This window comes from Bacteroides sp. AN502(2024), from assembly GCF_041227145.1.
Taxonomy (GTDB): Bacteria; Bacteroidota; Bacteroidia; order Bacteroidales; family Bacteroidaceae; genus Bacteroides.
The window spans coordinates 2,400,483-2,425,222 of sequence record NZ_JBGFSP010000003.1 but is presented as its reverse complement, the minus strand read 5'-3'; the positions used below and the strand labels follow the sequence as shown (position 1 = coordinate 2,425,222).

Below are 24,740 nucleotides of genomic sequence, written 5' to 3'. Positions count from 1 at the left end.
ACAGAACCTTGAAAGGTATCCGGGTGGAGATGGACCTTACATATGATACATATCAAACATACGATAAGGACATCCGACCCCTACGGCATCACTCCAGAAAGGAGGTGTTCCAGCCGCACCTTCCGGTACGGCTACCTTGTTACGACTTAGCCCCAATTACCGGTTTTACCCTAGGACGCTCCTCGCGGTTACGTACTTCAGGTACCCCCGGCTTTCATGGCTTGACGGGCGGTGTGTACAAGGCCCGGGAACGTATTCACCGCGCCATGGCTGATGCGCGATTACTAGCGAATCCAGCTTCACGAAGTCGGGTTGCAGACTTCGATCCGAACTGAGAGAGGTTTTGAGGATTGGCATCCTGTCGCCAGGTAGCGGCCTTCTGTACCCCCCATTGTAACACGTGTGTAGCCCCGGACGTAAGGGCCGTGCTGATTTGACGTCATCCCCACCTTCCTCACATCTTACGACGGCAGTCTCTTCAGAGTCCTCAGCATCACCTGTTAGTAACTGAAGATAAGGGTTGCGCTCGTTATGGCACTTAAGCCGACACCTCACGGCACGAGCTGACGACAACCATGCAGCACCTTCACAAATGCCTTGCGGCGGACCAGTCTCCTGATCATTCATTTGCAATTTAAGCCCGGGTAAGGTTCCTCGCGTATCATCGAATTAAACCACATGTTCCTCCGCTTGTGCGGGCCCCCGTCAATTCCTTTGAGTTTCACCGTTGCCGGCGTACTCCCCAGGTGGAATACTTAATGCTTTCGCTTGGCCGCTTACTGTATATCGCAAACAGCGAGTATTCATCGTTTACTGTGTGGACTACCAGGGTATCTAATCCTGTTTGATACCCACACTTTCGAGCATCAGTGTCAGTGACAGTCCAGTGAGCTGCCTGCGCAATCGGAGTTCTTCGTGATATCTAAGCATTTCACCGCTACACCACGAATTCCGCCCACCTCTACTGTACTCAAGACTGCCAGTTTCAACTGCAATTTTACGGTTGAGCCGCAAACTTTCACAACTGACTTAACAGTCCACCTACGCTCCCTTTAAACCCAATAAATCCGGATAACGCTCGGATCCTCCGTATTACCGCGGCTGCTGGCACGGAGTTAGCCGATCCTTATTCATACGGTACATGCAGAGTCCCACACGTGGGACCGGTTATTCCCGTATAAAAGAAGTTTACAACCCATAGGGCAGTCATCCTTCACGCTACTTGGCTGGTTCAGACTTCCGTCCATTGACCAATATTCCTCACTGCTGCCTCCCGTAGGAGTTTGGACCGTGTCTCAGTTCCAATGTGGGGGACCTTCCTCTCAGAACCCCTATCCATCGTCGTCTTGGTGGGCCGTTACCCCGCCAACTAACTAATGGAACGCATCCCCATCGATAACCGGATTCCTTTCACAGCATCCCCATGCGGGGATGATATGGCATCGGGTATTAATCTTTCTTTCGAAAGGCTATCCCCGAGTTAACGGAAGGTTGGATACGTGTTACTCACCCGTGCGCCGGTCGCCATCAAAGGTTTGCAAGCAAACCTTCATGATGCCCCTCGACTTGCATGTGTTAAGCCTGTAGCTAGCGTTCATCCTGAGCCAGGATCAAACTCTTCATTGTAAAAATATCATTCGAATATCCAATCAAGGATATCATATTGCTCTGTTCAGGACGCCGTAATTTCATTGACCTTTATTACAATACCTGTGCCTGTACATATATTCATATATATCAGACAAGTATTGACGGTTCTATTTCTTTACTTGTACTACTTGTATTGTTTATCAATATTTCAAAGAACTGACGTGTCAGAAACACGCGCTTTCTTTTAGAAAGCGGATGCAAAGATAAGGACTTTTATGTATTAACTCCAAACTTTTTTGAAAGTTTTTTGTCTTTATTTTAAAGGTGCCTTATGCGGCAAGCATCATGTCAAACCTGTCAGGCTGTCCTCCCTCGGAAAGCGGGTGCAAAAGTACCACCTTTTAATTTACAATCCAAATATATCCGGCACTTTTTTCTGAACTTTTTTGCATATCTATACTAACGCGCTGATTGACAACGATGTTGTAGAACATATTTTTTAGTACTGGCTCAGGGTAGAAGCATTAGTTGGCTATCCGAACAACTCGCGTCAACCATGTGATCAACTTACATTAGCTAATGTATGAAGGAGACACTTACCTTAAGTTAACCAAATTCTGTACATGGTATTTTCAGATTGTTCTGATAATAAAGACACAGATCTTTTGCTAAATACGTAGTCGGATCAATAAAGAACTTTTTAAGCCATGCCTGACAAAACCAGTTCAATCGCTGTCAGTTCTTCAACAGTAAAGTCCCAATGTTCCAATGCCTTGAGATTATCCGCCAACTGATTCACGGAACTTGCTCCCACGATCACCGATGTTATTCTTTCATCTCTCAGCACCCATGCCAAAGCCATTTCAGCTAATGTCTGCCCACGGAGACGGGCTATTTCATTTAACTGCCGGGCAGCTTCTATCTTTTCGGGAGTAACTTGCGAACGCTGAAGGAAGCCGGAAGAACGTGCGGCTCGCGAGCCTTCAGGGATACCGTTCAGGTATTTATCGGTCAACAATCCTTGCGCCAAAGGAGAGAAAGCAATGAAACCGGAACCGTATTCCGCCGCCAAAGGGAGTGATTCAGCCTCAACCGCACGATCGAACATACTGTAACGGTATTGGCTGATAAGGCAAGGCACACCTGCGTTCGCCATCATTTCATAAGCAATCCGTGCTTGTTCGGGGGGATACTTGGATATTCCGATATAGAGGGCTTTCCCCTGCTTTACTATATCAATCAATGTTTGAATCGTTTCTTCAACCGGAGTTACTCCATCATAACGATGACTATAAAAAATATCGAAATACTCCAATCCTGTACGACGGAGACTTTGGTCGATACTTGCCATCAGATTCTTACGGGAACTATTGCCACCGTAAGGTCCCGCCCACATTTCATGTCCGGCTTTGGAAGAGATTACCATTTCATCCCGATAGCCTTGGAAATTCTCTTTCAAAATTCGTCCGAAGTTGGTTTCCGCACTTCCGGGAGCAGGACCGTAGTTATTTGCCAAATCGAAATGAGTGATACCGTGGTCAAAAGCATACTTTATCATATCGGTTGCCACGGTGAAATCGTCCACACTACCGAAGTTGTGCCACAATCCCAGAGAAATAAGAGGTAACTGCAAGCCGCTCTTGCCGCAATATTTATACTGCATACGATCATAACGGTTGGTTGACGGTTGATAAGTGAATGAATTATCCATATAATTAACGATTTCTTTTTTCTTTTGCAAAGAAAGAAAAAATATGCCAGATATCACCCTACTAATCAATAAAATGGCATTTTGCAATTTCGACATCCGCAAGTTGAATGGTGCCATGACTACTGCAGAGCGGTTTGATGCACCAACGAGGGTTATTACCACTCTCTCCCCTATTGATTTCGTCAATTCCTCTTTCAACCTATCACCATCGTTCTGAAACTCTTTATTCATCGTATTTACAGAGCGGTGATAGGTTGTTGTTAACCTATCACCGTATCTGTCACCTATCACCCGGACGAAGAGTGTATAGAAGACAGTTGGTCACCCGTAATGCGACACTTGGTTTCAACATAAAGGTGGAACTTTTTTGTTCCCAGCATCCGGGAACTAAAGTCCCAGCAATGAAGCAAATGATTAACCTATATGGAAAAAAAGTTTAGAACTGGAAATAAATAAAAGGCTGAATCTCCGAACTCTTCATCTGGATAACAAGGTAAATCAAAGCTACCATTAATACCGCTTTTCCCACAAACGGCATACGGATAACGCCCCGGCATACCGCTTTCTCCCAACTATCGGGCGCAAAATGAAGCAGGAAGCCAAGCAACATTAATGCAAATACTTTCCAATATCCTTCCAACAATTGTGGGAACAGTTGCGGACGAAAAGTGGTGAATATCTGTCCCAGCATATCCATTGAATTCCGGAAATCGGCATTGCGGAAGAAAATCCAACAGAAACAAACAAAATGAAAAGTAATAATCACTCCGAACACACGCCGCCAACCATGACTTTGTTCTCCTTTCTTGCGCCCGGTAATGGTCATCCACATTTTATGCAATGCCAAAGCAACACCGTGGAAGATACCCCACAGTACAAAATTCCAAGAGGCTCCATGCCACAATCCCCCCAAAAACATGGTAATGATAAGATTCAGATATTGCCGGAACTTACCTTTCCGATTCCCTCCTAAAGAGATATACAGATAATCCCGTAGCCAGCTGGACAAAGAGATGTGCCAACGATGCCAGAACTCAGTAATGGAAGCAGACTTATAAGGAGAATTAAAATTGAGATTAAAATGAAAACCCAACAATAAAGCGATACCGATAGCCATGTCACTATATCCGGAAAAGTCGCAGTAAATCTGTAAAGCATAGCCATACACACCCATCAGATTCTCCACGCCGGAATAGAGAGTAGGATTATCAAAAATACGTTCAACAAAGTTGATACTGATGTAATCGGAAATAATGGCTTTCTTGAAAAGACCGGATACGATCAAAAAGATTCCACGACCAAACATCTCCTGCGAAACAAAGAGAGGTTTTCGAATTTGCGGGATAAAGTCGCGGGCACGTACGATAGGTCCCGCAACCAGTTGGGGGAAGAAAGATACATAAAAAGCATAATCCAGCAGGTTGGTCAGTGGTTTTATCTCTTTCCGGTAGACATCGATGGTGTAGCTCAATGACTGAAAAGTGAAAAAGGAGATGCCGACAGGCAGGAAGATATCGAGAGCGGTAAACTCCCCTCCCGTCAATGATGCGATCACTCCACCCAGGAAATTAGTATATTTGAAATAGACAAGAAGACCCAGATTAATGCCCAAACTCAAAGTGACTAATCCTTTACGCTTCCAGTGCCCCTGCGTACGTTCCATCAGTTGCGCAAGAAAGAAGTCGGCAATAGTCACTATCGCGAGCAAGAAGAAATAAGTACCGCTACTTTTATAATAAAAATAATAGGAAAAGAGAGTGACGAATAAAATACGGGCAGTATGTTTATGCTGCAACAACACATACACTACCATGAAAGCAGTGAACAACCAAAGGAAAATGCCACTGCTGAATATCATCGGCACTTGCGGATCATAGGTAAGTACCTCTTTCAGTCTACTGAAATCTATATCAATCGGAAACATAGTCATTATATGCTTTTATGAAGGCTTGGTATAATAAATTTCCTTGAAGGATATACCCTTCAGGTAAATAATGTACATGATCGGGACGCATCAGTTTGGCATCTGTCCAGTTGGCGCAAGCACGACGCTTCCCTCCGACGACACCGTACATATCCCACACGATCAGATGATGGTCTTTTGCATAACGGCGGATGGTTTCCGCCGCCATGACTGTGCGGGGATTAACAGCAAATGTGCGTCTACGCCTCCGTTGCCGGAAACTTTCATAGGAACCGGGAGGGGTAGTCAGAAGAATAGGTACGTCAGGAAGAGTATCGCGCAACAGCTTTACCAGTTCATCCATCTGATTGTAATGCACATTTATATTATAACGCCGGTTATGACTTTCATTGGTTCCGAAAGAGAGAACCAATAATTCGGGTTTCAAGGCAGCGATTTCGGCAATACGGTCCGGATGGGTAAATGTAAGGCAAGTAGCTCCGTTGACGCCTTTATCTATATAAGAGACAGCACCGAAAGTTTCTTTCAAACGGGCACCGGTAGTCTGGGGATAGATATGTCCGCGTATATGGCTGTCGCCAATATGAACAATGCAGACTGTATCTTCGGAGAGCCCGGCACGCACCAAGCGAAGATGTCCCAAGAGGGGAGCCAGCAGAGCGAGACTGCCAGTAATCTCATTCCGACCAGTTTCTCGGAAAGCCGGAGGAAAGGCTATTTGTACAGCGATCGTATCATTTGCCCAATTCATTTCCCGCAAGGGCTTGACAAGCTTGGCAGCCTTTCCTAATGGAGGACATACAGGCATGCGATCTTGCGCGATGGCTTCTGTAAGAAAACAGGAGGCACTCAGCATACTGGTGAAAATAAGAACAAAGATGGACAGCAGGTTACTCCCTCTCATAAGCACGCCTCCTGTCATATTGTTCCTTACCATAGATCATGGTTTCATAAAGCAATCTCGCCAAATGTTTACCACCACGGAAGTTTATATGCGTATAATCGTAGTTTGCCATAGAGGGTTTGGCGTGAACCAGTTTTGCCATACTCCCGTCTCCACCCATGGCTTCAAACATATTCCAAAAAGCAATACCGCTTTCGGCCGCGATGTTTTGCTGATAACGAATCAGATTCTTAACACCGGGCATCGTACGAAGCTCTCCGTTTTCATCTTTATAATCGCGGTCAGCAATGCTCAACAACAGGAATCCTGCTTGTGGGAAACATTCCTTCAGGTGCTCGATAGCAGTGAGCAATCCTTTCTGGTAGTTATCATAATTACGTCCCCGTTGGGTAGCTACATTCAAACCATATTCGAGAATAATCAAGTCGTAAGGACGTTGGTGGTTAAACTGCTTCAACATCTGTGAAGGAATGCCTCGCAAAGAGAGACCGGAGCTGCCACGCAACGAGAAATTATCGAGAATGATTCCTTCCTTTCCATCCATTGCCAACCCATAAAACAACGTAGAGTCGGCACGGTCTACGGTCCAACGGACAGAACCGATGCGTCCATCTACCTGAATTTGCTGCAATCCATCGGAAGGAGCTAATGAATAATTTTTATTTTCTCCTTTGTTCACACAAGCAGAAAGAAGAACGGAGTCTCTATTATAAAAAAAGATGGAAGCATGCTGACAAGTATCGAGCAGGGAAGCGTATTTATTTTGTCCGCGCAGTTCTACATAAGCTCCATTACGGGGAACGAAATAGTGCCCGGAAATGCCTTGTTTCTTCTTATCGAAATAGACACTGTCTGTCACCGCATGGCTGGACCATCCACCGAACGTGTGTCGCACCGTAGGCCGATAACCGTTTGTCATGGAAGTGATGGTGACAAAACCGACTCCACAACCACCGAAACGTTTCTGAAGCATCTCGCGAAGGTCGGCGGTAAAGATATCCGCTTCGATAAAAGAGTCTCCGAATACGGCAATGCGTACCAAGTTGTCACGGGAACCGGAATTCTTGGAAGAGAGACGGTCGAGGGCTTCGTAAAAAGGAGACATTCCGCGGAGGGTAGAATCGCTGTAATCTTCAATGCAGGTCATGCCCGTACGGCAAGTATCTACAAAAGCCGGTTTTACAACAGGAGGCAAGGGGATACTGTCCGAATCAACAGCGGCAGTCTCCGATTCGGGGTAACGAAGGTCGCTCAAAAGGTCTACACACCTCATCGTGTGTCCGTCCATGGTGATGGGCGGAAGCCAATGCAGCCCCAACAGAGTTGCAAACACAATCAACACAAGCCACAACGAGTATTTCAAATAGTTCTTTATAATCTCCATTTTATCAATCGTAGAAAATGCCTGCAAACTTAGATAAAAAATGCCGGAATAGAAGAATAAAAACAAAAATTATCACTGTACGGTTCACAAATTAAAGTGTTTGCAATAATCCAAACAACCCTTTGTTTCAAGATGTTTCAATTGCTTGAAACACTTTGTTTCAACACGGTGAACACTTTGTTTCAAGCCGCTGAACACTTTGTTTCAACACGGTGAACACTTTGTTTCAATACGGTGGAACACTTTGTTTCTGACTGTTACTGTAGAAAAATAGGCGGTGATAGGTGATAGATGAGGTGACAGGTTAGTGACAACCTATCACCGCTCTGTAAATACGATGAACAAAGAGTTTCAGGACGATGGTGATAGGTTGAAAGAGGAATTGACGAAAACAATAGGGAGAGAGGCGGTAATAACACTCGTTGGTGCATCAAACTGCTCTGCGGTAGCCATTGCACCATCCAACTCGCGGATATCGAAATTACTCTGCTGTATCTGTAGAAAGAACGAATGAAGAGATTAACTCTATCAGAGAAACATTCGTTCCCTTAATAACGTATCCCCCTATTTTTCTACTGCCCCAAAGAAATTACTTGGAACGATGGCAGTTTCTGCAAATCATCAGCATAATAGGCAGTGACGCAAGATGAATGAAGAGGCTATCTTTTAGCTTATAAACTTATTGAAGCAGAAATAAAGGTGAATGTGAATAAAAAGGTAAATTAAAAAGTATTGCAGCAAAACTGACTGAAGAACCCAATCCCGTAATCATGGTTGCAAAAGACAAAACGCTACCGTCAAAGTGGCTACCGTGACCTGAGAAATGAAAAACAATGGGGGAAAATCTCCACTGTACTTGAGATTTTCCCCCATTACTTGTTCCTACCTGACGGGAATCAACTAAATGCTCCGCTCAATGTTCCAGACAAAGGCACGCAAACCAAGTTGTTCCGTTTCTTTATCCATCCGGTGCAAGGCATCCAGCAACGGGTCTACTTTGCTTTCGTCCACCACTGTCAGGATGGCCGAGCACATACTGGGCCAGGCATGACTGCCGTAGTGAGGTTCGCCCGTCTTCGATCCACGTCCCTGCACGCGTTCCATATAGGTAAATCCGCGGCAGTTGAGACGGTCGAGCAACGCTATGATACGTTCATAAAAGGCTTGGTCGAAAGTGATTAATATAGATTTCATACTCCTTGTTCTTTAATTGATTTATTTCTTAATGATTTCGTCCTTATGGAGCTGGAAGTATTCATTCAGCTCGCGGGTCTGGCGAAACTTTCTACGTTGGCGCTTCACTCCCACTCCACCGAAGATGCAGTACATCACCGGCACGTAGATCAGTGTCAGAAGAGTAGACACCGTCAAACCACCGATTACGGAAATCGCCATCGGACTCCACATCTCGGCTCCCTGACCGGTGCTCACTGCCATCGGAATCATACCGAGAATGGTGGTGGCAGTAGTCATCAGCACCGGACGCAGACGACTCTTACCGGCTGTCACCACCGCATTCAGGATGGAGAGTCCGCGTTCGCGGCAGAGGATGGTGTAATCGATGAGCACAATACCGTTCTTCACCACAATACCAATCAACATGATACCCCCCAAAAGACTCATCACACTCAGCGTGGTATGGGTGATGAAGAGTGACATCAAGATACCGCTCACGGCAAAGAACACGGAGAGAATCAGGATGAACGGATAAGTCAGCGATTCGAACTGTGCCGCCATCACGATGAACACGAGGACGAAGATGAGCACTGCAAGCGTACCCAAGTCGCGGAACGAGTCTTGCTGGTCTTCGAACGATCCTGCCACCTGGATAGTGACTTCGCCCGGAAGCTCCATCTTGTCGATAATCTTGTTTCCTGCTGCCACCACATCGCCCAACGGAGCACCGGAGATTATGGCCGAAACGGTCACGATACGTTCGCGGTCTTTACGCTCGATGGTAGGCGGTGCAAAACGTTCGACCACCGTACCGACGTCTTTCACACGTACCGACTGCCCCTGTGCATTGTATATCAGGATGTTTTCCAGGCTCTCCAAACTGGTACGGAACTCAGGTGCATAGCGCACCTTGATGTCGTACTCATCGCCATCTTCACGATACTTGGAAGCCACTGCACCATTGATACGGTTACGCAGATAGCTACCGGCAGTGGAGAGGTTCAGACCATGCATGGCCAGCTTCTCGCGGTCGAAGTCGACCTGATATTCCGGCTGATAGTCACTTCGGCTGATATTCACTTCGGTGACACCCTTCACCTCCAACAACTGACGCTTCAAGTGGGCTGCCACGCTATCGGTCAACGCCATATCGTAACCATACACCTCAAAGTCGGCACTTGCCTGAGCAGACATACCGCTACTGCTACCACCCAAAATGACCTGTGCCTTGCTAAACTCAGGATAGGCTTTGAGGTCTTCACGCATCTCTTCGCAGACGGTTTCGAGCGTGATGTCGCGGTCGCCCGGATCAACGAGACTGATGTTGAACGAGATGATGTGCGAACCATTGTCTTGCATTGCCGCCCAAGTGTTGTCCGAGTCAGCTTGTCCCACGGTATAGTTGCACACCTTCATGATGCCTTTGTATTTAGTCAGCCACTGGTTGGTCAGCTTAGCCGACAGTTCCTGTGCAATCTCCTTGCGGGTGCCGATGGGCAACTCCAGTTTCACCGCGATACGAGCATTGTCTTGCGCGGGGAAAAACTCGGTACCGATAGCCTTGGCACACAGCAGACTGAGTACGAAGAAGAGAATACAACAAGTGAGCACCGTCCAACGATGGCGCACCGCCCAGTTGAGCATCCGTGCATACCAGTTGTCGAGACTATCGAGCGCCCGTTCAATCGGGGTAAAGAATATCTTGAAGGCTTTCGACTGCTTCTTCTGCAACCGGAGCAACTGCGAACAAAGCATCGGGGTGAGCGACAAGGCAGAAACGGTGGAGATAAACATAATGGCACACATCATCCATCCGAGCTGCTTGAACAGCACACCGGACATACCGCTTACCATGGTGAGCGGGAAGAATACGGCAATCATAGTCAGTGTAGATGCCACTACAGAGATTGCCACCTCATTCGTACCGTGCACAGCCGCCTGTTTGGGATCGGAGCCACGCTCGATGTGGGTCGTGACATTTTCAAGCACCACAATGGCGTCGTCTACTACCATACCGATGGCGATAGAGAGAGACGACAGTGAAATGATGTTGATGGTGTTGCCACTAATCGCCAAATAGATAAACGAAGCAATCAGCGAAAGCGGAATGGTAATACAGATAATCAGTGTGGCACGCCAGCGTCCTAAGAAGAGGAACACGACAATGATAACAAACAAAAGGGCGTACATGACGGTCTCCGTCAAGCTGTCGATGGTATTGAGAATGTTGTCGGAAGTGTCGACAATGACACCAATCTTCACATCGCTCGGCAGATTCTTTTGCAAGCGCGGCAAGGCTTCTGCTACTTTCTTGGAAATTTCCACCGAATTGGCTCCCGACTGTTTCTGCACCACAATCATAGCACCTTTCACACCGTTGTTATAGGTTTCTTGCGCACGCTCTTCCACCGAATCGACGATGCGGGCCACATCGCGCAAGAAGACATTGGCTCCGTTGTGCGTACCTACCACGACGTCTGCCAGCTGACGGGAATCTTTAAACTCTCCCTCCACACGCAGTGAGTAGGTTTCGCTACCGATGTCGAAGTTACCGCCCGGGATATTCTTGTTCTCGGCACCGATAATGGCACTGATTGTCTCGATGGTCAGGTTGTAAGCTTCCAGTTTGTTCGGGTCGCAATATACCTGAATCTCACGTTGCGGCGCACCACTGATAGACACTGTTCCGACTCCCGGAATACGTGCCAGCGGGTTAACCACACGGTCGTCCAATATTTTATAAAGAGCGGACTGACTCTCATTTGCTTGTACGGAAAGCAACACAATAGGAATCATGTCCGTACTGAACTTGAAGATAATCGGATTCTCGACATCGTCAGGGAGCTGTGAACTCACCATGTCGAGTTTGTCGCGCACATCATTGGTGAGGACGTCAATATCATTACCAAACTCGAACTCCAACGTAATCAATGACATATTCTCGGAAGAACGGGAGGTAATATGTTTCAGGTTACTCACCGAATTCAAGGTGTTTTCGAGCGGACGGGTTACATTATTTTCTATATCCGAAGCACTTGCGCCGGGATAAGCGGTCATTACCATAATCGTATTTGTATCAATGTCCGGATACAAGTCGATAGGCAATTTGGACAAAGAGAAAAGACCAAAGATCACCACTGCCAGAAAGCAGAGTGAGGTCATAATCGGTTTCTTAACCGCACCTTCGTATAAACTCATGTTTAATAGGTTTTATATCACATTATAAACTTATTTCTCAACTTCTACTTCCATACCGTTCACCAAACGTGATTGTCCGGCAACTACAACCTGAGAATTATCAGGCACACCGGATCTCAGTTCGTATTCCGAGCCCATACGTCTACCTAACTCTACTTTATTATAAGATACTTTACCATCTTTATAAACGAACACATAACGGTCGCCGGAACCTGCCTGCTTCACGATAGCTAAGTCAGGAACAACCACGTTGTCGACCGTACCGAAATTCAACGTTGCACGGGCAAACATTCCCGGACGTACACGCTGGTCTCTGTTGTCCAGCTTGATTTCCACTTGGAATGTACGGGTAACCGCATCTATCGTAGGATACACCAAATTGATGGTTCCCTTGAACACTTCATCACCATATACATCCAGCTTTACATCTACCGGCGCACCTTTCTTTACCTTGGTGAAATAGGTTTCGGATACGTTAATCAGAAGTTTCACCGGAGTGATCTGTTCTACTACCAACACCGGTGTTCCACCGCTGTACATGTCGCCATTGTCATAGTTACGTGCAGTAATCACACCGTTAATCGGACTCAGCAGAAAGGTGTTTTCCAACAAATTATTATAGGCAGTCCGCTTCACGTCGAGCTGCATCTTGGAAGCATCCCACTCGGATTTGGAAGCTCCGCCTACTTTATACAGTTCGTCAATACGGTTGAATTCTATTTCCTGGTTGTCCAGCTGCAACTTTGTCTGGTCGAGGTTGGCCGCATCCATCTGCACCAATTTCTGTCCCTTTGATACACGGTCTCCCACTTCTACAAAGATACGGTCGATACGCACGGGAGACGAAGGAGCGATATTGTTTTTCACTTCCGCTTCAACAGTTGCCGTATAATCCTGTATCTGCTCTACGGGACGAGCTTTTACATCTGCCAGTTTCACGATGGGTTTTTCATCCACATGTTCCACAGTAGCTTTGTCTTTTCCACCTGTACATGAGCCCATAAACACTGTTAATAGCAGGGCTACTAATCGGATACTTTTTTTCATATTCCTTAGTTGTAATTTTTTAGTTGTCTATCTTTATTCTTTTCCCAAAACCTGGTCGAGGTCTGCCTTAGCAACCAGATAATCATATATTGACTGATTATAAGTGAGCTGGGCCTGTGTCAGTGACACCTGAGAACTATTAAGTTCAAGCACCGTGCCTTTACCTACATCATAGCGTTTTTCCGCAATCGCGACCGCTTTCTTAGCCTGCATTATATTTTCTTTATTGCTGACTACCTGCTCTGTACTGGCAGCCATATTGTTACGGCAGCTGACAATCTGCATATTCAGCTGTCTTTCCGTGTCGATACGGTTCCAGTCGAGTTGGCGCATCTGAATACGGGCAGATTTTACTTTCGTAAAGTTGCTTGCCCTATACAAAGGGATACTAAGATTGAACATCAGACTCGAACTGTTGCTCCAATTGTAATTGAAGAAATTGATGTTCGGATTATATAAAGACTGATATTGATAAGAGAAACTCATGGAAAGAGTCGGTATAAAATTCGACTTCAACGATTTTACATTCTTCTCAAGCAACTTCATGTTCAAGTCCAACTGCTTCATGGTAGTATTATTGTCCAGATTCACATTCTCCTCATTCAACTGATTGGCAAACATCACTGTTTCATAGTTAGTCAGATTATCATTAATCTTTATCTCCACATCAGCAGTGATGCCCATCAAGACCTTCAACTGTAGCTTAGCCAAAGTCACCGCATTAGCGGCCGAAATCAGGTTCGGCTTAATGCTGCGCATCTGTACTTCCGCACTGATCTTGTCATATTCGCTCACAGTTCCCTGTTGATACTTGGCATTCACTACATTGTAATTATCTTCTGCCAGTTTATAGCTGCCTTGAAGCACTTCATAGCTATCCTGCGCAAGCATCAACTGATAATAAGCCTTGCTTACCTGATTCACCAGATCCAGTCTGGAAGCACGAGCCTTCTCTACAGCCAATTCAATATCCGTCTTCGTCATCGACATCGCACGGTAAACACCCGGCACAAAAAGTGGCAGGCTAATACTCAAGCCGGCATTGGCGGTATTCGTTCCGTCCTTCCCCATCTTGAACGACATATCGTTCAATTTCATTTCAGCCGCTTTAACCGTATGGTCTAAGGCACCGGCAATACTAACCTCCGGTAACAGGCTCTGCCAAGCTTCCTTGCCGGCAACTTTCTTTAAGGCAATCTCTTCCGTTGCCACTTTCATTGTCGGATTCTCATCCAATGCAATTTCCAAAGCTTTGTCTAAAGTTAAGGTTAGTATATTCTCCCCCACCTGCGTGTCCTGCGCCCTTGCAAAACCAAATGCACAGAGTGCCACAGCCACCAGAAGAATCTTCCGATTTGTCAATCTTTTCATTTTGTCCATAAACTGTATTTCTAATTTAATCTTAATAGTTTGTCAATAGAACCTCATATTTGTTCTAGTCTCCTATGCAGTTCTTTCGATATTCTTGTATAAAGTCTTCCAACACCTTGGCCCCTTTTTCGGTAGAGATACCGCGTATATAAGTAAACATAATGGATTCGTACACCTCAATGAAAGAATATTCGTTGCAGATGTCCGTATTCAAAAGCACGTCAAATTGCTCACGTACCAACAAATTGACGATGGAGAAATTCACATCCGAACGAAAGATACCCTGCTCTACTCCTGTTTTGAAGAAGGACATGGTTTTCATCGAATCACTGTCCTGCCGATTCCTCATCATCTCATATACTTTGGGATATTTCTTAAGATCTTCAAAAAAGCGTTTGTTCGTCTGATGAAACACCTCTATACTTTTCTGAAAGACTGCAAGTATCACCTCCAGCACATTGTGCGACTGTTCAAAAACTTTTTGCAAATACTTATCCCTGTCTGCCTGTATCTTCAGTATACATTCTTTCAACAATGATTCTTTATCCGAAAAGACTTCGTAGAGTGTACGTTTGGAAATTCCTAATGCTGCCGCGATGTCATCCATCGTAATACTCTTGATGCCTTTTGAAGTAAAAGCTTCTGTTGCCGCCGTTATGATCCGTTCTCTTAACTCCACCCGTTGGGAAGCATCCTTTCCATACTCTGTCATCATCCGTTTTTCTATTTTATTAAAATGCAAATTTGGTTTTCTATTCATTTCCAAAGGAAAAACGGCACAAAGATATATAGAAAACTCAATCGAAGAATCAAGTTTCCTTCCCATTTATAGTCCATTTGGGATTTATTATCATTCAATAGAATAAAATGAAAACAAGTGTTAATGGAAAATCTAAAACAAATACCGAATAAAAGACAAAAAGACGACAGTATTATTATCAGAAAGGTATTATTACGTTTACAGTTTAACTTCTGCTACCATATCAGCAGAAATAGACAAAGTTATTTCTTTTGTTTATTCCTCAACTCCAACAAGTATTTAAAGGTATATTTCGCCTCTTGGCTATCATCTTTCAAATATGCCTGTTTCAATTCCGGAGCATTCTTCAATAATTGAAACATTTTATCTTTTCCCAGAAAATCGACTTTTCCAGTTTCACCATTCAGTACATAACAGACACGTTTCGTAACCAGACTTGAAGCAGCAAGAGCATCGCCTATATTCCCTCCCAGTTTCACATCATCTTCCTCCACAAAGTTACCTCCGATAACCGAACCTAAAGGCATTGCACAAAAATAGATATTTTTACCTAACTGAACGGCAGGAGCATACCATGCTCCGAAACGTAACTTTTTATAGCGCAACTTACGGCAATTCAAATATAAATCTCCTTTTTTATCACGAACAGCAAAGCAACGCTTCTTCAAGCGTCGGCACATCGACTCGTCATTACCGGCCGTTATCCGGTAATCAGCCCCTCCTGTTAATACAATTTGATTTCTAGAGCGTTTCTCTACACGCAGCACGGCTATGGTGTCGCCATGCTGAGTCAACAACTCTTTCAAGTTGGAATAAATAATATTCTGCGCAATTAACGGAAAGCTAATCACGCTCATCAACAAACATAAGATACATCTTTTCTTCATAAGCATCCTCTATTCCTGTTTAACGCCTTTTCGAGTGGAAAGTTATAAATTTTAGCGGATAAATACAAGAATGAGAAAAGAAATATTGAAAAAAAAGAGTGAAAACGGGATATTACTTACACCCAGCAAAAGTATTATCTAAGCAAGATATAGCATGAACCAATTATTCCCTTCTACCTTCCGTTAATAAACAGTAAATCTATCTCAACAGAAACAAGCTCTTATCCCGACCGTTATGAATTATATTATCTTTGTGTGGAAAAGAATTAAATTTGTCATGGAAAAGCAAGAACAAATCATTACTACATATCAGCAAATCATTCACAAAGCAGAACTGGAGTTACAGAAAGCACGGAAACGTATCTATTATATCAGTTTCCTCCGTCTGATCTTATTCGTAGTAGCTGTAGCAAATCCTATTATCTTCTGGCCTAACGGGTGGCTATGTCTCTCTGTTTTCGCTATCCTGCCCTTTATCTTATTCATCTGGTTAGTAAAACGCCATAATTTTTGGTTCTACCAAAAAGACTTTATGAAAAAGAAAATAGAAATTAACGAGCAAGAGCTACGTGCCCTGCAACATGATTTCTCTGATTTTGATGATGGAAAAGAATTTGTTAATCCGTCTCATCTCTACACTCTCGATTTAGATATATTTGGTGAACATTCTCTTTTCCAATATATCAACCGTACTGCAACGCCTGTTGGCAAACAACATCTCGCAAATTGGTTCAATACACATCTGGAAAACAAAGAAGCTATTGAAAACCGTCAGAAAGCTATCCATGAGTTATCCACAGACTTAGAATATCGACAACGGTTCCGTTTACTCGGATTACTCTATAAAGGGAAACCTGCTGATACCACCCAAATCAAGGAATGGGTAAAATGCCCTAGCTACTATCGGAAGCATACGCTTCTACGCATTCTCCCTGCAACGGTAACGACCATCAATTTTTTATGTATAAGTTTAGCTATTTTAGGTATTCTCCCGGTCAGTATTGCAGGAGGAGTGTTTATTTGCTTTGTATTATTCAGCACTATTTTCTCCAAAGGAGTCACTAAATTGCAAACGACCTACGGAGAAAAGCTGCAAATTTTTTCTACATACGCTGATCAGATCTTTCTCACGGAACAAAAAGAAATGCACAGTCATGTACTGCAGGAATTAAAAGAGGAACTAACCAGTCAGAATCAAACTGCTTCTCAAGCAGTCCGCCAGCTTTCAAAACTGATGAACGCACTCGACCAGAGAAACAATCTATTAATAAGCACGATACTCAACGGACTAATGTTTTGGGAACTGCGTCAAGTGATGCGAATCGAGAAATGGAAAGAAATCCATGCATCGGACCTTCCACGCTGGATAGAAACTATCGGAGAAATTGACGCCTATTGCTCCTTGGCCACATTCGCATATAATCATCCAGATTATGTCTATCCCACCATTGCTGTCCAACCTTTCCATCTACAGGCGGAAGACTTGGGACATCCCTTAATGAGTCGCAACAAGTGTGTACGCAACGGAATAGACATTGAAAAACGTCCTTTCTTTATTATTATCACGGGAGCCAATATGGCGGGAAAAAGCACTTATTTACGCACTGTAGGAGTAAACTATCTACTAGCGTGTATAGGGGCTCCCGTTTGGGCAAAGCGGATGGAAATATATCCGGCTCGCCTTGTCACCAGTCTTCGAACCAGCGACTCTTTAGCCAATAACGAATCTTATTTCTTTGCTGAACTCAAGCGACTCAAATTAATTATAGACAAGCTTGAAGCAGGAGAAGAGCTTTTCATTATACTTGATGAAATATTGAAAGGTACAAACTCCATGGATAAGCAAAAAGGCTCTTTTGCCCTTATCAAACAGTTTATACACATGAATACCAATGGCATCATCGCTACCCACGATTTATTATTAGGAACTTTAATTGACTCCTTCCCACATAATATCCGGAACTACTGTTTCGAAGCTGACATTACAAACAATGAGCTCACCTTTTCCTATCAAATGAGAAACGGGGTTGCTCAAAATATGAACGCCTGCTTCTTAATGAGAAAAATGGGGATTGCCGTCATTAACGACTAATCCCCTTGTTCTATATGAAAACCAGAGTTATCTATTGCACTACCATCCCAAACCTGCCTCATTTATCAGTAGCACGCTGAATTTTAAGTTTCAAGCTACCTAATATATCGAAAAAAGAAGGTTAAACAGTTGTAAGCATTCGGTAAACCACGTATTTTCGTCTCCAACTTCCATCATTAACTTTACGTCCAAAAAGCCAAGTTATGGTGACACGAGAAGAAGTAGTAGAAATAATGAACTACTGCAAAGAGCACAAAGTGACTTATAAGTCAAGATTAGAGGAACTCAATATCCCTGTATGGCGGTTTTATGACAGCAAATCCCGTTATGCCGCCGAGCAATCATCTGGTAAAACGGCTCAAGGTGAGTTTATCGAGCTTCCGCATAGCGGATCTTTTGTTCCGGTTCCTTCATTTGCCGGTACAACCGGACGGAAACAGAAAAGTACACCGACCACGCCAAGCGGATTGAAAGAGATAGAAATACGTACACCGGCCGGTAGTGCCATACGCATTTGTGGTGAGCTAAATGAAAAGGAACTGTTTTCAATCATCCGGGCCTGCAGCCATGTTCAGCCTTAATGACAGTATGCGCTATCTGTTGTATAACCGCCCAACTGATATGCGCAAAAGCTTCCATACCCTCAGCGGTATCATCACCGACGCCATGGGTCAGGACCCCTGTAACGGCAACGTGTATATCTTCATAAACCGTGCCCGTGACCGTATAAAACTCCTGCATTGGGAGCCTGGCGGCATGGTGTTATATTCCAAACTTCTGGAAGCCGGTACCTTAGGTAAACCTGATTCTGCCAACGACAATGAGGTCTGTACAAATATAGAATGGCGGGAACTTGTCATGATAGTGGAGGGTATCATGGAAGCCCGTGACTCCCGTCGCACGAGACTTGAAAACCTGCAGAAACTTCGAAAATAGTATCGGATTTTTTACTCTGTTTGCTTTTGTATGTCATTGGATTTTAGTATATTTACATTGTGAAAAAATGAGATGCAGATGCTTACAGAGGAACAGGAAAAAGCCTTATTGGAAGAATTAGAGCAGCTCCGTCAGGATAAAGCGGCGCTTATCAGCAGGGTTTCCTCACTGGAACAGTCGCTGTACTGGCTTCGGAAAAAAGTCTTTGGCCGGATGAGCGAGAAGAATCTTCCGCTTGATCCCAACCAACTGTTCCTGTTCTCAAAAGCTGAAATGTCCTCCATGGAAATATCCCGGATGGAGGAGGAAGTCCGCAAAAGCGATGAAGAAATCACCAGAACCATAAAAGTCAAGGAGAAGCCGGCCCGCAAGCCCTTGGATACATCTTCTCTTGCGGTAGAGGTTGTTGATCTTTACCCCGAAGGGACAACAGACGGGGAAGGCAGGCTTAAGGATGATTTCATTGAAATCGGAAAGGAAGAGAGTTCACGCCTGGAACGTGTTCCGGCAAAATTGTATATCCTGAAGACTGTCCGTCACAAAGTGATAAGTAAGTCCGATATGGAGAAATACCCCGAGGAAAGACAGATCCTGATTCACCCTCTACCTCTTGTTCCGGTCAGTAAATGTATGGCAGGCGCCTCGGTCCTGACAGACATTATCATCGGCAAGTTCATGTATCATCTCCCGTTCTATCGTCTGATACAGCAGTATCGCGAATCAGGAATCAGCATAAGCGAATCTACCATGTGCGGATGGTATGAAATGGCGGTGGAGAAACTCAGGTTGCTGTACAACCTGCTCAAACAGAAGATACTCTCCAGTGAGTATATACAAGTGGACGAGAGTGTCATTCCTGTGCTGGACAATGAGAAACATAAGGCGAAAAAGGGGTATGAGTGGTGCGTACGCGACGGCATCACGGGGGACGTCATGTTCCATTATGACCGTGGCAGCCGTTCGGGGACTGTAGCCCGTGAACTGCTGGGATGTTACCATGGCATTGTGCAATGTGACGGCTATGCAGCTTACGAACAGTTTGAGCAGGTGAAAGGAATCACTATGGTCGGCTGTTGGGCACATGTCAGAAGGAAGTACGTGGATGCCCTGGAAGAGAACAGGACCCTGGCCACACAGGCAATACACTACATCGGCAAGTTGTACAAGATAGAATCTGAAGCCAATGATGCAGGGCTCACAGCTGAAGAGCGTAAGGAAAAACGTATCAGTGAGGCCTATCCGCTGATACTTGAATTTGAAAAGTGGCTGCAGGACACCTATCTTAGAGTGCTTCCTAAAAGCCGTATGGGTAAAGCCATCGAATATACGTACACGCTCCTTCCAAGACTTTCCAGATACGTAAACGACGGAAGAATCGAAATTGATGACAACCGTATAGAAAATGCCATAAGACCTTTGGCTTTGGGAAGAAAGAACTATCTGTTCTGCGGAAACGATGCATCAGCATACAGGGCTGCCATCGTATACTCACTGATTTCAACCTGCAAATCAGCAGAAGTAGACCCCAGAATCTGGATGGAAGATGTCCTGAGCAAAATTCCATATTATGAAAGGGATGAGAAGAATATGGAAGAACTTCTACCACGTAATTGGGTAAAATCCAATCAAACTTGTTCCGAATAGATACTATTAGTTCCGAATCGACTACGAATAGCACCGATTCGGAACTAATTTCACAAAAATTGCAACGTGGTTTACCGAATGCTTACAAACAGTTTTGTAGACATATATTTACTGCATTTTACTTTTTGCCAGAAATGCTACTACCGCAGAAGCTTGTTCATCTGTGAAATATTTCACAGATGTTATTGGCTGATACGTATAAGGTATAAATTGGGATAGCTGCACAGCTGCAAACTTTTTATCTGCAGAGAGTATCACATCCATACGTATATTACCACTAACCTCGCTCTTTATATTCGAACCAGCAGAGAATGAACCCGAATTCACAAGATTCGTCAAAACATCTATATACTTCAAGTCAAAAAATAGACTATGCTCTTTAGTCACACTTTTTGTCGGCAAATAGATAACTTCTTTTGACTTCCAGAAAAGACGGAAAATCCCCATAAGGAATAGACCTGTTCCCAAAACCATTAAAGCCATACTAATCGTGGAGGACTTATCATCTAATTCGAAAGTGGATGCAAAAGCTATAATACCGGCCAATAACATTACAGAGGAAATTAAAATTCCTGAGACACTTGTACGTTTAGCGATATAGGGGTGTGAAGATGCGAATATAGTAGCATCAACCGTTTGAGTAGTTGCCATAATATTTAAAGTTTAAATTATTAATGAAAATATAAAGATAAAAAGCAATGTAATCACCAGTAATACAGAAGATACCAGTAACCACAAAATAAACGATACCAATAAATAGACTATTAAATAATTATACGCCTCAAAGCATATACATAGTATTCACTTGATGGCTGGCAATAATAGGAAGTTGTTGTATCATAAATCCGTCCCCAGTGTTGTGAAAGCGCATTTTCACGATCTGCACAACATTGTAGCACATTTTTTAAAGAAAGGAAATACTCTTCAAGTAGCACGCGTTGAATGCGTATCACTGATATTTGATGGCTCGGCAAGTTATTCAGTTCAGCTACAGGCTTAGCGGGAAGGCCCGGTACACTGATTTCCCCCTGTTGTCCTATTGCATATGTAATGACATGATCTTGTTTATCCACCACTTTCGGGGTAGAAACATAACCTATTATGCTATGAAAAGCAACTGTCAGCAATAGCAACAATATAACCTTTACAAATTTTGTCATATTCATCTACAAATATAACAGATTCTCTTTATGAAAAGTTCGATTAAGATATATTTTAATGTATCTTAGTATTAATAAACGGCAGAATCGAGTAGATCGGAAAACGAAAGCTTTCTAACCGACTTTTTCCGTTCCTCTCACCCCATTGTACGTACCATTCGGCACACGGTGGTTGAATTTATTTTCAAAGAGTGTCTAAAAAGTGTATTTCAGTGAATGCTTACGGACTTTCACCACAGATGTATGACATGCCCGTCATACACAAAGAAGAAAGGCTACCTTAAAGGCAGCCTTTCCCATATTTATAAGAATAACTGTAAAATTATTCAGCTGATTCAGCTTTGGATTCTTCAGCCTTAGGAGCTTCTGTTGCAGGAGCTTCAACAGCAGCAGGAGCAGCTTCAGCTGTTTTCTTCGAACGACGAGTACGCGTCGCTTTCTTAGTAACTTTTTCCTTAGCCATATTTTCATTGTAGTCAACCAACTCAATGAAGCACATTTCTGCATTGTCACCCAAACGGTTACCAGTCTTGATAATACGAGTATAACCACCCGGACGATCAGCAATCTTAACAGAGATTTCTTTGAACAACTCTGTAACTGCAAACTTATCTTGCAAGTTACTAAATACAACACGACGAGAGTTCGTCGTATCTTCTTTAGATTTAGTAATCAAAGGCTCAACAAACTTTTTCAAAGCTTTCGCCTTTGCAACAGTCGTAGTGATTCTTTTGTGCTTGATCAAAGAGCAAGCCATGTTAGACAACATAGCACTTCTATGAGAAGCAGTACGACCTAAATGATTGAATTTTTTATTATGTCTCATTTTTTATTCTTTATCTAATTTATATTTAGAAATGTCGGTTCCAAACGACAGATTCAGACTTTCCAGCAAATCATCAAGCTCGGTAAGCGATTTCTTTCCGAAGTTTCTGAATTTCAACAGGTCAGTTTTGTTGAATTGTACCAAATCACCGAGAGTTTCTACGTCAGCAGCCTTCAGACAATTGAGGGCGCGAACTGACAAGTCCATATCAACAAGTTTGGTTTTCAACAACTGACGCATATGCAATACTTCTTCATCAAATTCTTCATTGCCATCAGTATCATTACTTTCAAGCGTGATCTTCTCGTCAGAGAACAACATGAAATGATAAATCAGAATTTTTGCAGCTTCTTTCAGCGCTTCTTTCGGATGTATGGAACCGTCGGTACTAATTTCAAGTATTAGCTTTTCGTAGTCAGTCTTCTGTTCTACACGGAAGTTTTCTACAGCATACTTGACATTCCGTATCGGTGTATAAATAGAATCGATTGGAATTACATTAACATCCGTACAATACTCACGATTTTCATCAGCAGGTACATAACCACGGCCTTTATTAATTGTAATATCAATCTGCATAGTTGACTTAGAATCTAAATGACAAATAACTAATTCCGGATTTAACACTTCAAATCCAGTCAAATACTTACCTATGTCACCTGCTTTAAATTCACTGGAATTCTCGACAGTGATGCTCACTTTCTCGCTCTCGAACTCTTCAACTACTTGCTTGAATCTCACTTGTTTCAGATTCAAGATAATGTTGGTAACATCCTCTTTTACTCCAGGTACACTAGAAAATTCATGCTCCACACCATCAATTCTGATAGTAGTGATAGCAAAACCCTCTAATGAAGAAAGAAGGATTCGGCGTAATGCATTACCTACAGTAATACCAAAACCCGGTTCCAACGGACGGAACTCGAATTTACCGAATCTGGAGTCCGCCTCCAACATTAATACTTTATCAGGTTTTTGAAATGCTAATATCGCCATGAAATTAATTATTATTTAGAATACAATTCAACGATCAAATGTTCTTTAATGTTCTCAGGAATGTCTGCTCTTTCAGGTATGTGCAACATTTTACCAACCTTAGAAGCTTCGTCCCATTCCAACCAAGCATACTTGCTGTGATTGAAACCTGCAAGAGAGTTAGCAATTACTCCCAAAGATTTAGATCTTTCACGAACACCAATCAATTGTCCTGGTTTTACTGCGTATGAAGGGATATTTACAACTTCACCATCTACAGTAATGTGCTTGTGACTAACCAACTGACGAGCAGCAGCACGTGTAGGAGCAATACCCAAACGGAATACTACGTTGTCAAGACGGCCTTCCAGCAATTGGAGGAGTACCTCACCGGTAATACCTTTAGCAGTAGCTGCTTTTTCAAACAAATTGCGGAATTGTTTTTCTAAAACTCCATAGGTGTATTTAGCTTTTTGCTTTTCACGAAGTTGCACACCGTATTCAGAAGTTTTTCTTTTTCTTGAATTACCATGTTGTCCGGGAGGATAGTTCTTCTTTGACAAAACTTTGTCAGCTCCAAAAATTCCTTCACCGAATTTACGGGCGATTCTCGATTTTGGTCCAGTATATCTAGCCATTTCTTTTAAATATTTAATTGTTTATTCATGAACTTAATTTGTTGCAGCCGCGATTACAGAGAGAAATTAAATGTAATCCAAAAACAAAATCAAGATCATTGTAAGTTAAAGGTAAATTAAACTCTACGTCTTTTTGGAGGACGACAACCATTATGTGGAAGCGGAGTCACGTCAATAATTTCTGTAACTTCGATACCAGCACCGTGGATAGTTCTAATAGCGGACTCACGCCCGTTACCTGGACCCTTCACATATGCTTTTACCTTTCTTAGGCCAAGATCGAATGCAGTCTTTGCACAATCCTGGGCAGCCATCTGAGCTGCATAAGGAGTATTCTTTTTAGAACCTCTAAATCCCATTTTACCAGCAGATGACCAAGAGATTATCTGCCCTTCACTATTTGCAAGAGAAACAATAATATTGTTGAAAGATGAATGAACATGCAACTGTCCATTAGCGTCTACTTTCACATTTCTCTTTTTAGCTGCAACTGTTTTTTTTGCCATATCAACAATTA

20 protein-coding genes and 1 rRNA gene are annotated in these 24,740 nt (G+C 43.5%); 4 read left to right on the top strand and 17 right to left on the bottom strand.

Going from position 1 to position 24,740, the window contains the following annotated elements; all coding sequences use genetic code 11:
• Positions 1-97: 97 nt before the first annotated feature.
• The 11 genes from AB9N12_RS09330 to AB9N12_RS09280 all read right to left on the bottom strand — a co-directional run bounded on the left by AB9N12_RS09330 (position 98) and on the right by AB9N12_RS09280 (position 15,952).
• Positions 98-1,626 (bottom strand): 16S ribosomal RNA (locus AB9N12_RS09330).
• A gap of 664 nt (positions 1,627-2,290) precedes the next feature.
• Positions 2,291-3,301 (bottom strand): aldo/keto reductase, encoded by a 1,011-nt coding sequence (locus AB9N12_RS09325; RefSeq protein ID WP_369892849.1) that lies wholly within the window; start codon positions 3,299-3,301, stop codon positions 2,291-2,293.
• 436 nt (positions 3,302-3,737) lie between these two features.
• Entirely contained in the window at positions 3,738-5,225 is a 1,488-nt protein-coding gene (locus tag AB9N12_RS09320; protein ID WP_369892848.1) for an MBOAT family protein, read from the bottom strand.
• Positions 5,212-6,129 carry an SGNH/GDSL hydrolase family protein gene (locus AB9N12_RS09315; protein ID WP_369891603.1) on the bottom strand — a complete coding sequence of 306 codons (918 nt, stop codon included), beginning with the start codon at positions 6,127-6,129 and terminating at the stop codon, positions 5,212-5,214. The genes AB9N12_RS09320 and AB9N12_RS09315 overlap by 14 nt, the downstream gene beginning before the upstream one ends.
• A complete protein-coding gene (locus AB9N12_RS09310; RefSeq protein WP_369891601.1) occupies positions 6,116-7,513 on the bottom strand; it encodes an SGNH/GDSL hydrolase family protein in 1,398 nt (465 codons plus the stop codon). The genes AB9N12_RS09315 and AB9N12_RS09310 overlap by 14 nt, the downstream gene beginning before the upstream one ends.
• A gap of 900 nt (positions 7,514-8,413) precedes the next feature.
• Complete coding sequence (locus AB9N12_RS09305; protein ID WP_369891599.1) at positions 8,414-8,707, bottom strand: PG0541 family transporter-associated protein; 294 nt, start codon at positions 8,705-8,707, stop codon at positions 8,414-8,416.
• A gap of 21 nt (positions 8,708-8,728) precedes the next feature.
• On the bottom strand, positions 8,729-11,887 hold the full coding sequence (locus tag AB9N12_RS09300) for an efflux RND transporter permease subunit (protein WP_369891598.1): 3,159 nt from the start codon (positions 11,885-11,887) through the stop codon (positions 8,729-8,731).
• A 30-nt stretch (positions 11,888-11,917) separates the two neighbouring features.
• Complete coding sequence (locus AB9N12_RS09295) at positions 11,918-12,934, bottom strand: efflux RND transporter periplasmic adaptor subunit (RefSeq protein WP_369891596.1); 1,017 nt, start codon at positions 12,932-12,934, stop codon at positions 11,918-11,920.
• 33 nt (positions 12,935-12,967) lie between these two features.
• Complete coding sequence (locus AB9N12_RS09290; RefSeq protein WP_369891595.1) at positions 12,968-14,314, bottom strand: TolC family protein; 1,347 nt, start codon at positions 14,312-14,314, stop codon at positions 12,968-12,970.
• A 55-nt stretch (positions 14,315-14,369) separates the two neighbouring features.
• Positions 14,370-15,020, bottom strand: coding sequence for a TetR/AcrR family transcriptional regulator (locus AB9N12_RS09285; RefSeq protein ID WP_369891593.1), 651 nt, complete (start codon positions 15,018-15,020; stop codon positions 14,370-14,372).
• Positions 15,021-15,307: 287 nt separating this feature from the next.
• On the bottom strand, positions 15,308-15,952 hold the full coding sequence (locus tag AB9N12_RS09280) for a DUF6563 family protein (protein ID WP_369891592.1): 645 nt from the start codon (positions 15,950-15,952) through the stop codon (positions 15,308-15,310).
• 277 nt (positions 15,953-16,229) lie between these two features.
• Here AB9N12_RS09280 and AB9N12_RS09275 point away from each other — a divergent pair, with 277 nt between their 5' ends.
• From AB9N12_RS09275 to AB9N12_RS09260, 4 genes are all read left to right on the top strand, one after another.
• On the top strand, positions 16,230-18,044 hold the full coding sequence (locus AB9N12_RS09275; protein ID WP_369891590.1) for a hypothetical protein: 1,815 nt from the start codon (positions 16,230-16,232) through the stop codon (positions 18,042-18,044).
• A 203-nt stretch (positions 18,045-18,247) separates the two neighbouring features.
• Positions 18,248-18,625, top strand: a complete 378-nt coding sequence (locus AB9N12_RS09270) for a hypothetical protein (protein WP_369891588.1) — start codon at positions 18,248-18,250, stop codon at positions 18,623-18,625.
• Positions 18,612-18,980 carry an IS66 family insertion sequence element accessory protein TnpB gene (tnpB, locus tag AB9N12_RS09265; protein WP_072542649.1) on the top strand — a complete coding sequence of 123 codons (369 nt, stop codon included), beginning with the start codon at positions 18,612-18,614 and terminating at the stop codon, positions 18,978-18,980. The genes AB9N12_RS09270 and tnpB overlap by 14 nt, the downstream gene beginning before the upstream one ends.
• A gap of 78 nt (positions 18,981-19,058) precedes the next feature.
• Positions 19,059-20,624 carry an IS66 family transposase gene (locus AB9N12_RS09260; RefSeq protein ID WP_369891586.1) on the top strand — a complete coding sequence of 522 codons (1,566 nt, stop codon included), beginning with the start codon at positions 19,059-19,061 and terminating at the stop codon, positions 20,622-20,624.
• A 108-nt stretch (positions 20,625-20,732) separates the two neighbouring features.
• Here the strand turns inward: AB9N12_RS09260 and AB9N12_RS09255 are convergent, their stop codons facing one another.
• The 6 genes from AB9N12_RS09255 to rpsK form a co-directional block, all read right to left on the bottom strand.
• On the bottom strand, positions 20,733-21,275 hold the full coding sequence (locus AB9N12_RS09255) for a hypothetical protein (protein ID WP_369891585.1): 543 nt from the start codon (positions 21,273-21,275) through the stop codon (positions 20,733-20,735).
• Positions 21,276-21,388: 113 nt separating this feature from the next.
• Positions 21,389-21,784, bottom strand: coding sequence for a hypothetical protein (locus tag AB9N12_RS09250; RefSeq protein WP_369891584.1), 396 nt, complete (start codon positions 21,782-21,784; stop codon positions 21,389-21,391).
• A gap of 322 nt (positions 21,785-22,106) precedes the next feature.
• Positions 22,107-22,610 carry a 50S ribosomal protein L17 gene (rplQ, locus tag AB9N12_RS09245; protein WP_369891582.1) on the bottom strand — a complete coding sequence of 168 codons (504 nt, stop codon included), beginning with the start codon at positions 22,608-22,610 and terminating at the stop codon, positions 22,107-22,109.
• A gap of 3 nt (positions 22,611-22,613) precedes the next feature.
• Positions 22,614-23,606 carry a DNA-directed RNA polymerase subunit alpha gene (locus AB9N12_RS09240; RefSeq protein ID WP_369891580.1) on the bottom strand — a complete coding sequence of 331 codons (993 nt, stop codon included), beginning with the start codon at positions 23,604-23,606 and terminating at the stop codon, positions 22,614-22,616.
• Between the two features lie 11 nt (positions 23,607-23,617).
• Entirely contained in the window at positions 23,618-24,223 is a 606-nt protein-coding gene (rpsD, locus tag AB9N12_RS09235) for a 30S ribosomal protein S4 (protein WP_369891578.1), read from the bottom strand.
• Between the two features lie 116 nt (positions 24,224-24,339).
• The gene (gene rpsK / locus AB9N12_RS09230; RefSeq protein WP_369891576.1) at positions 24,340-24,729 is read right to left on the bottom strand and encodes a 30S ribosomal protein S11; all 390 of its coding nucleotides are present in this window, start codon (positions 24,727-24,729) and stop codon (positions 24,340-24,342) included.
• Positions 24,730-24,740 lie beyond the last annotated feature (11 nt).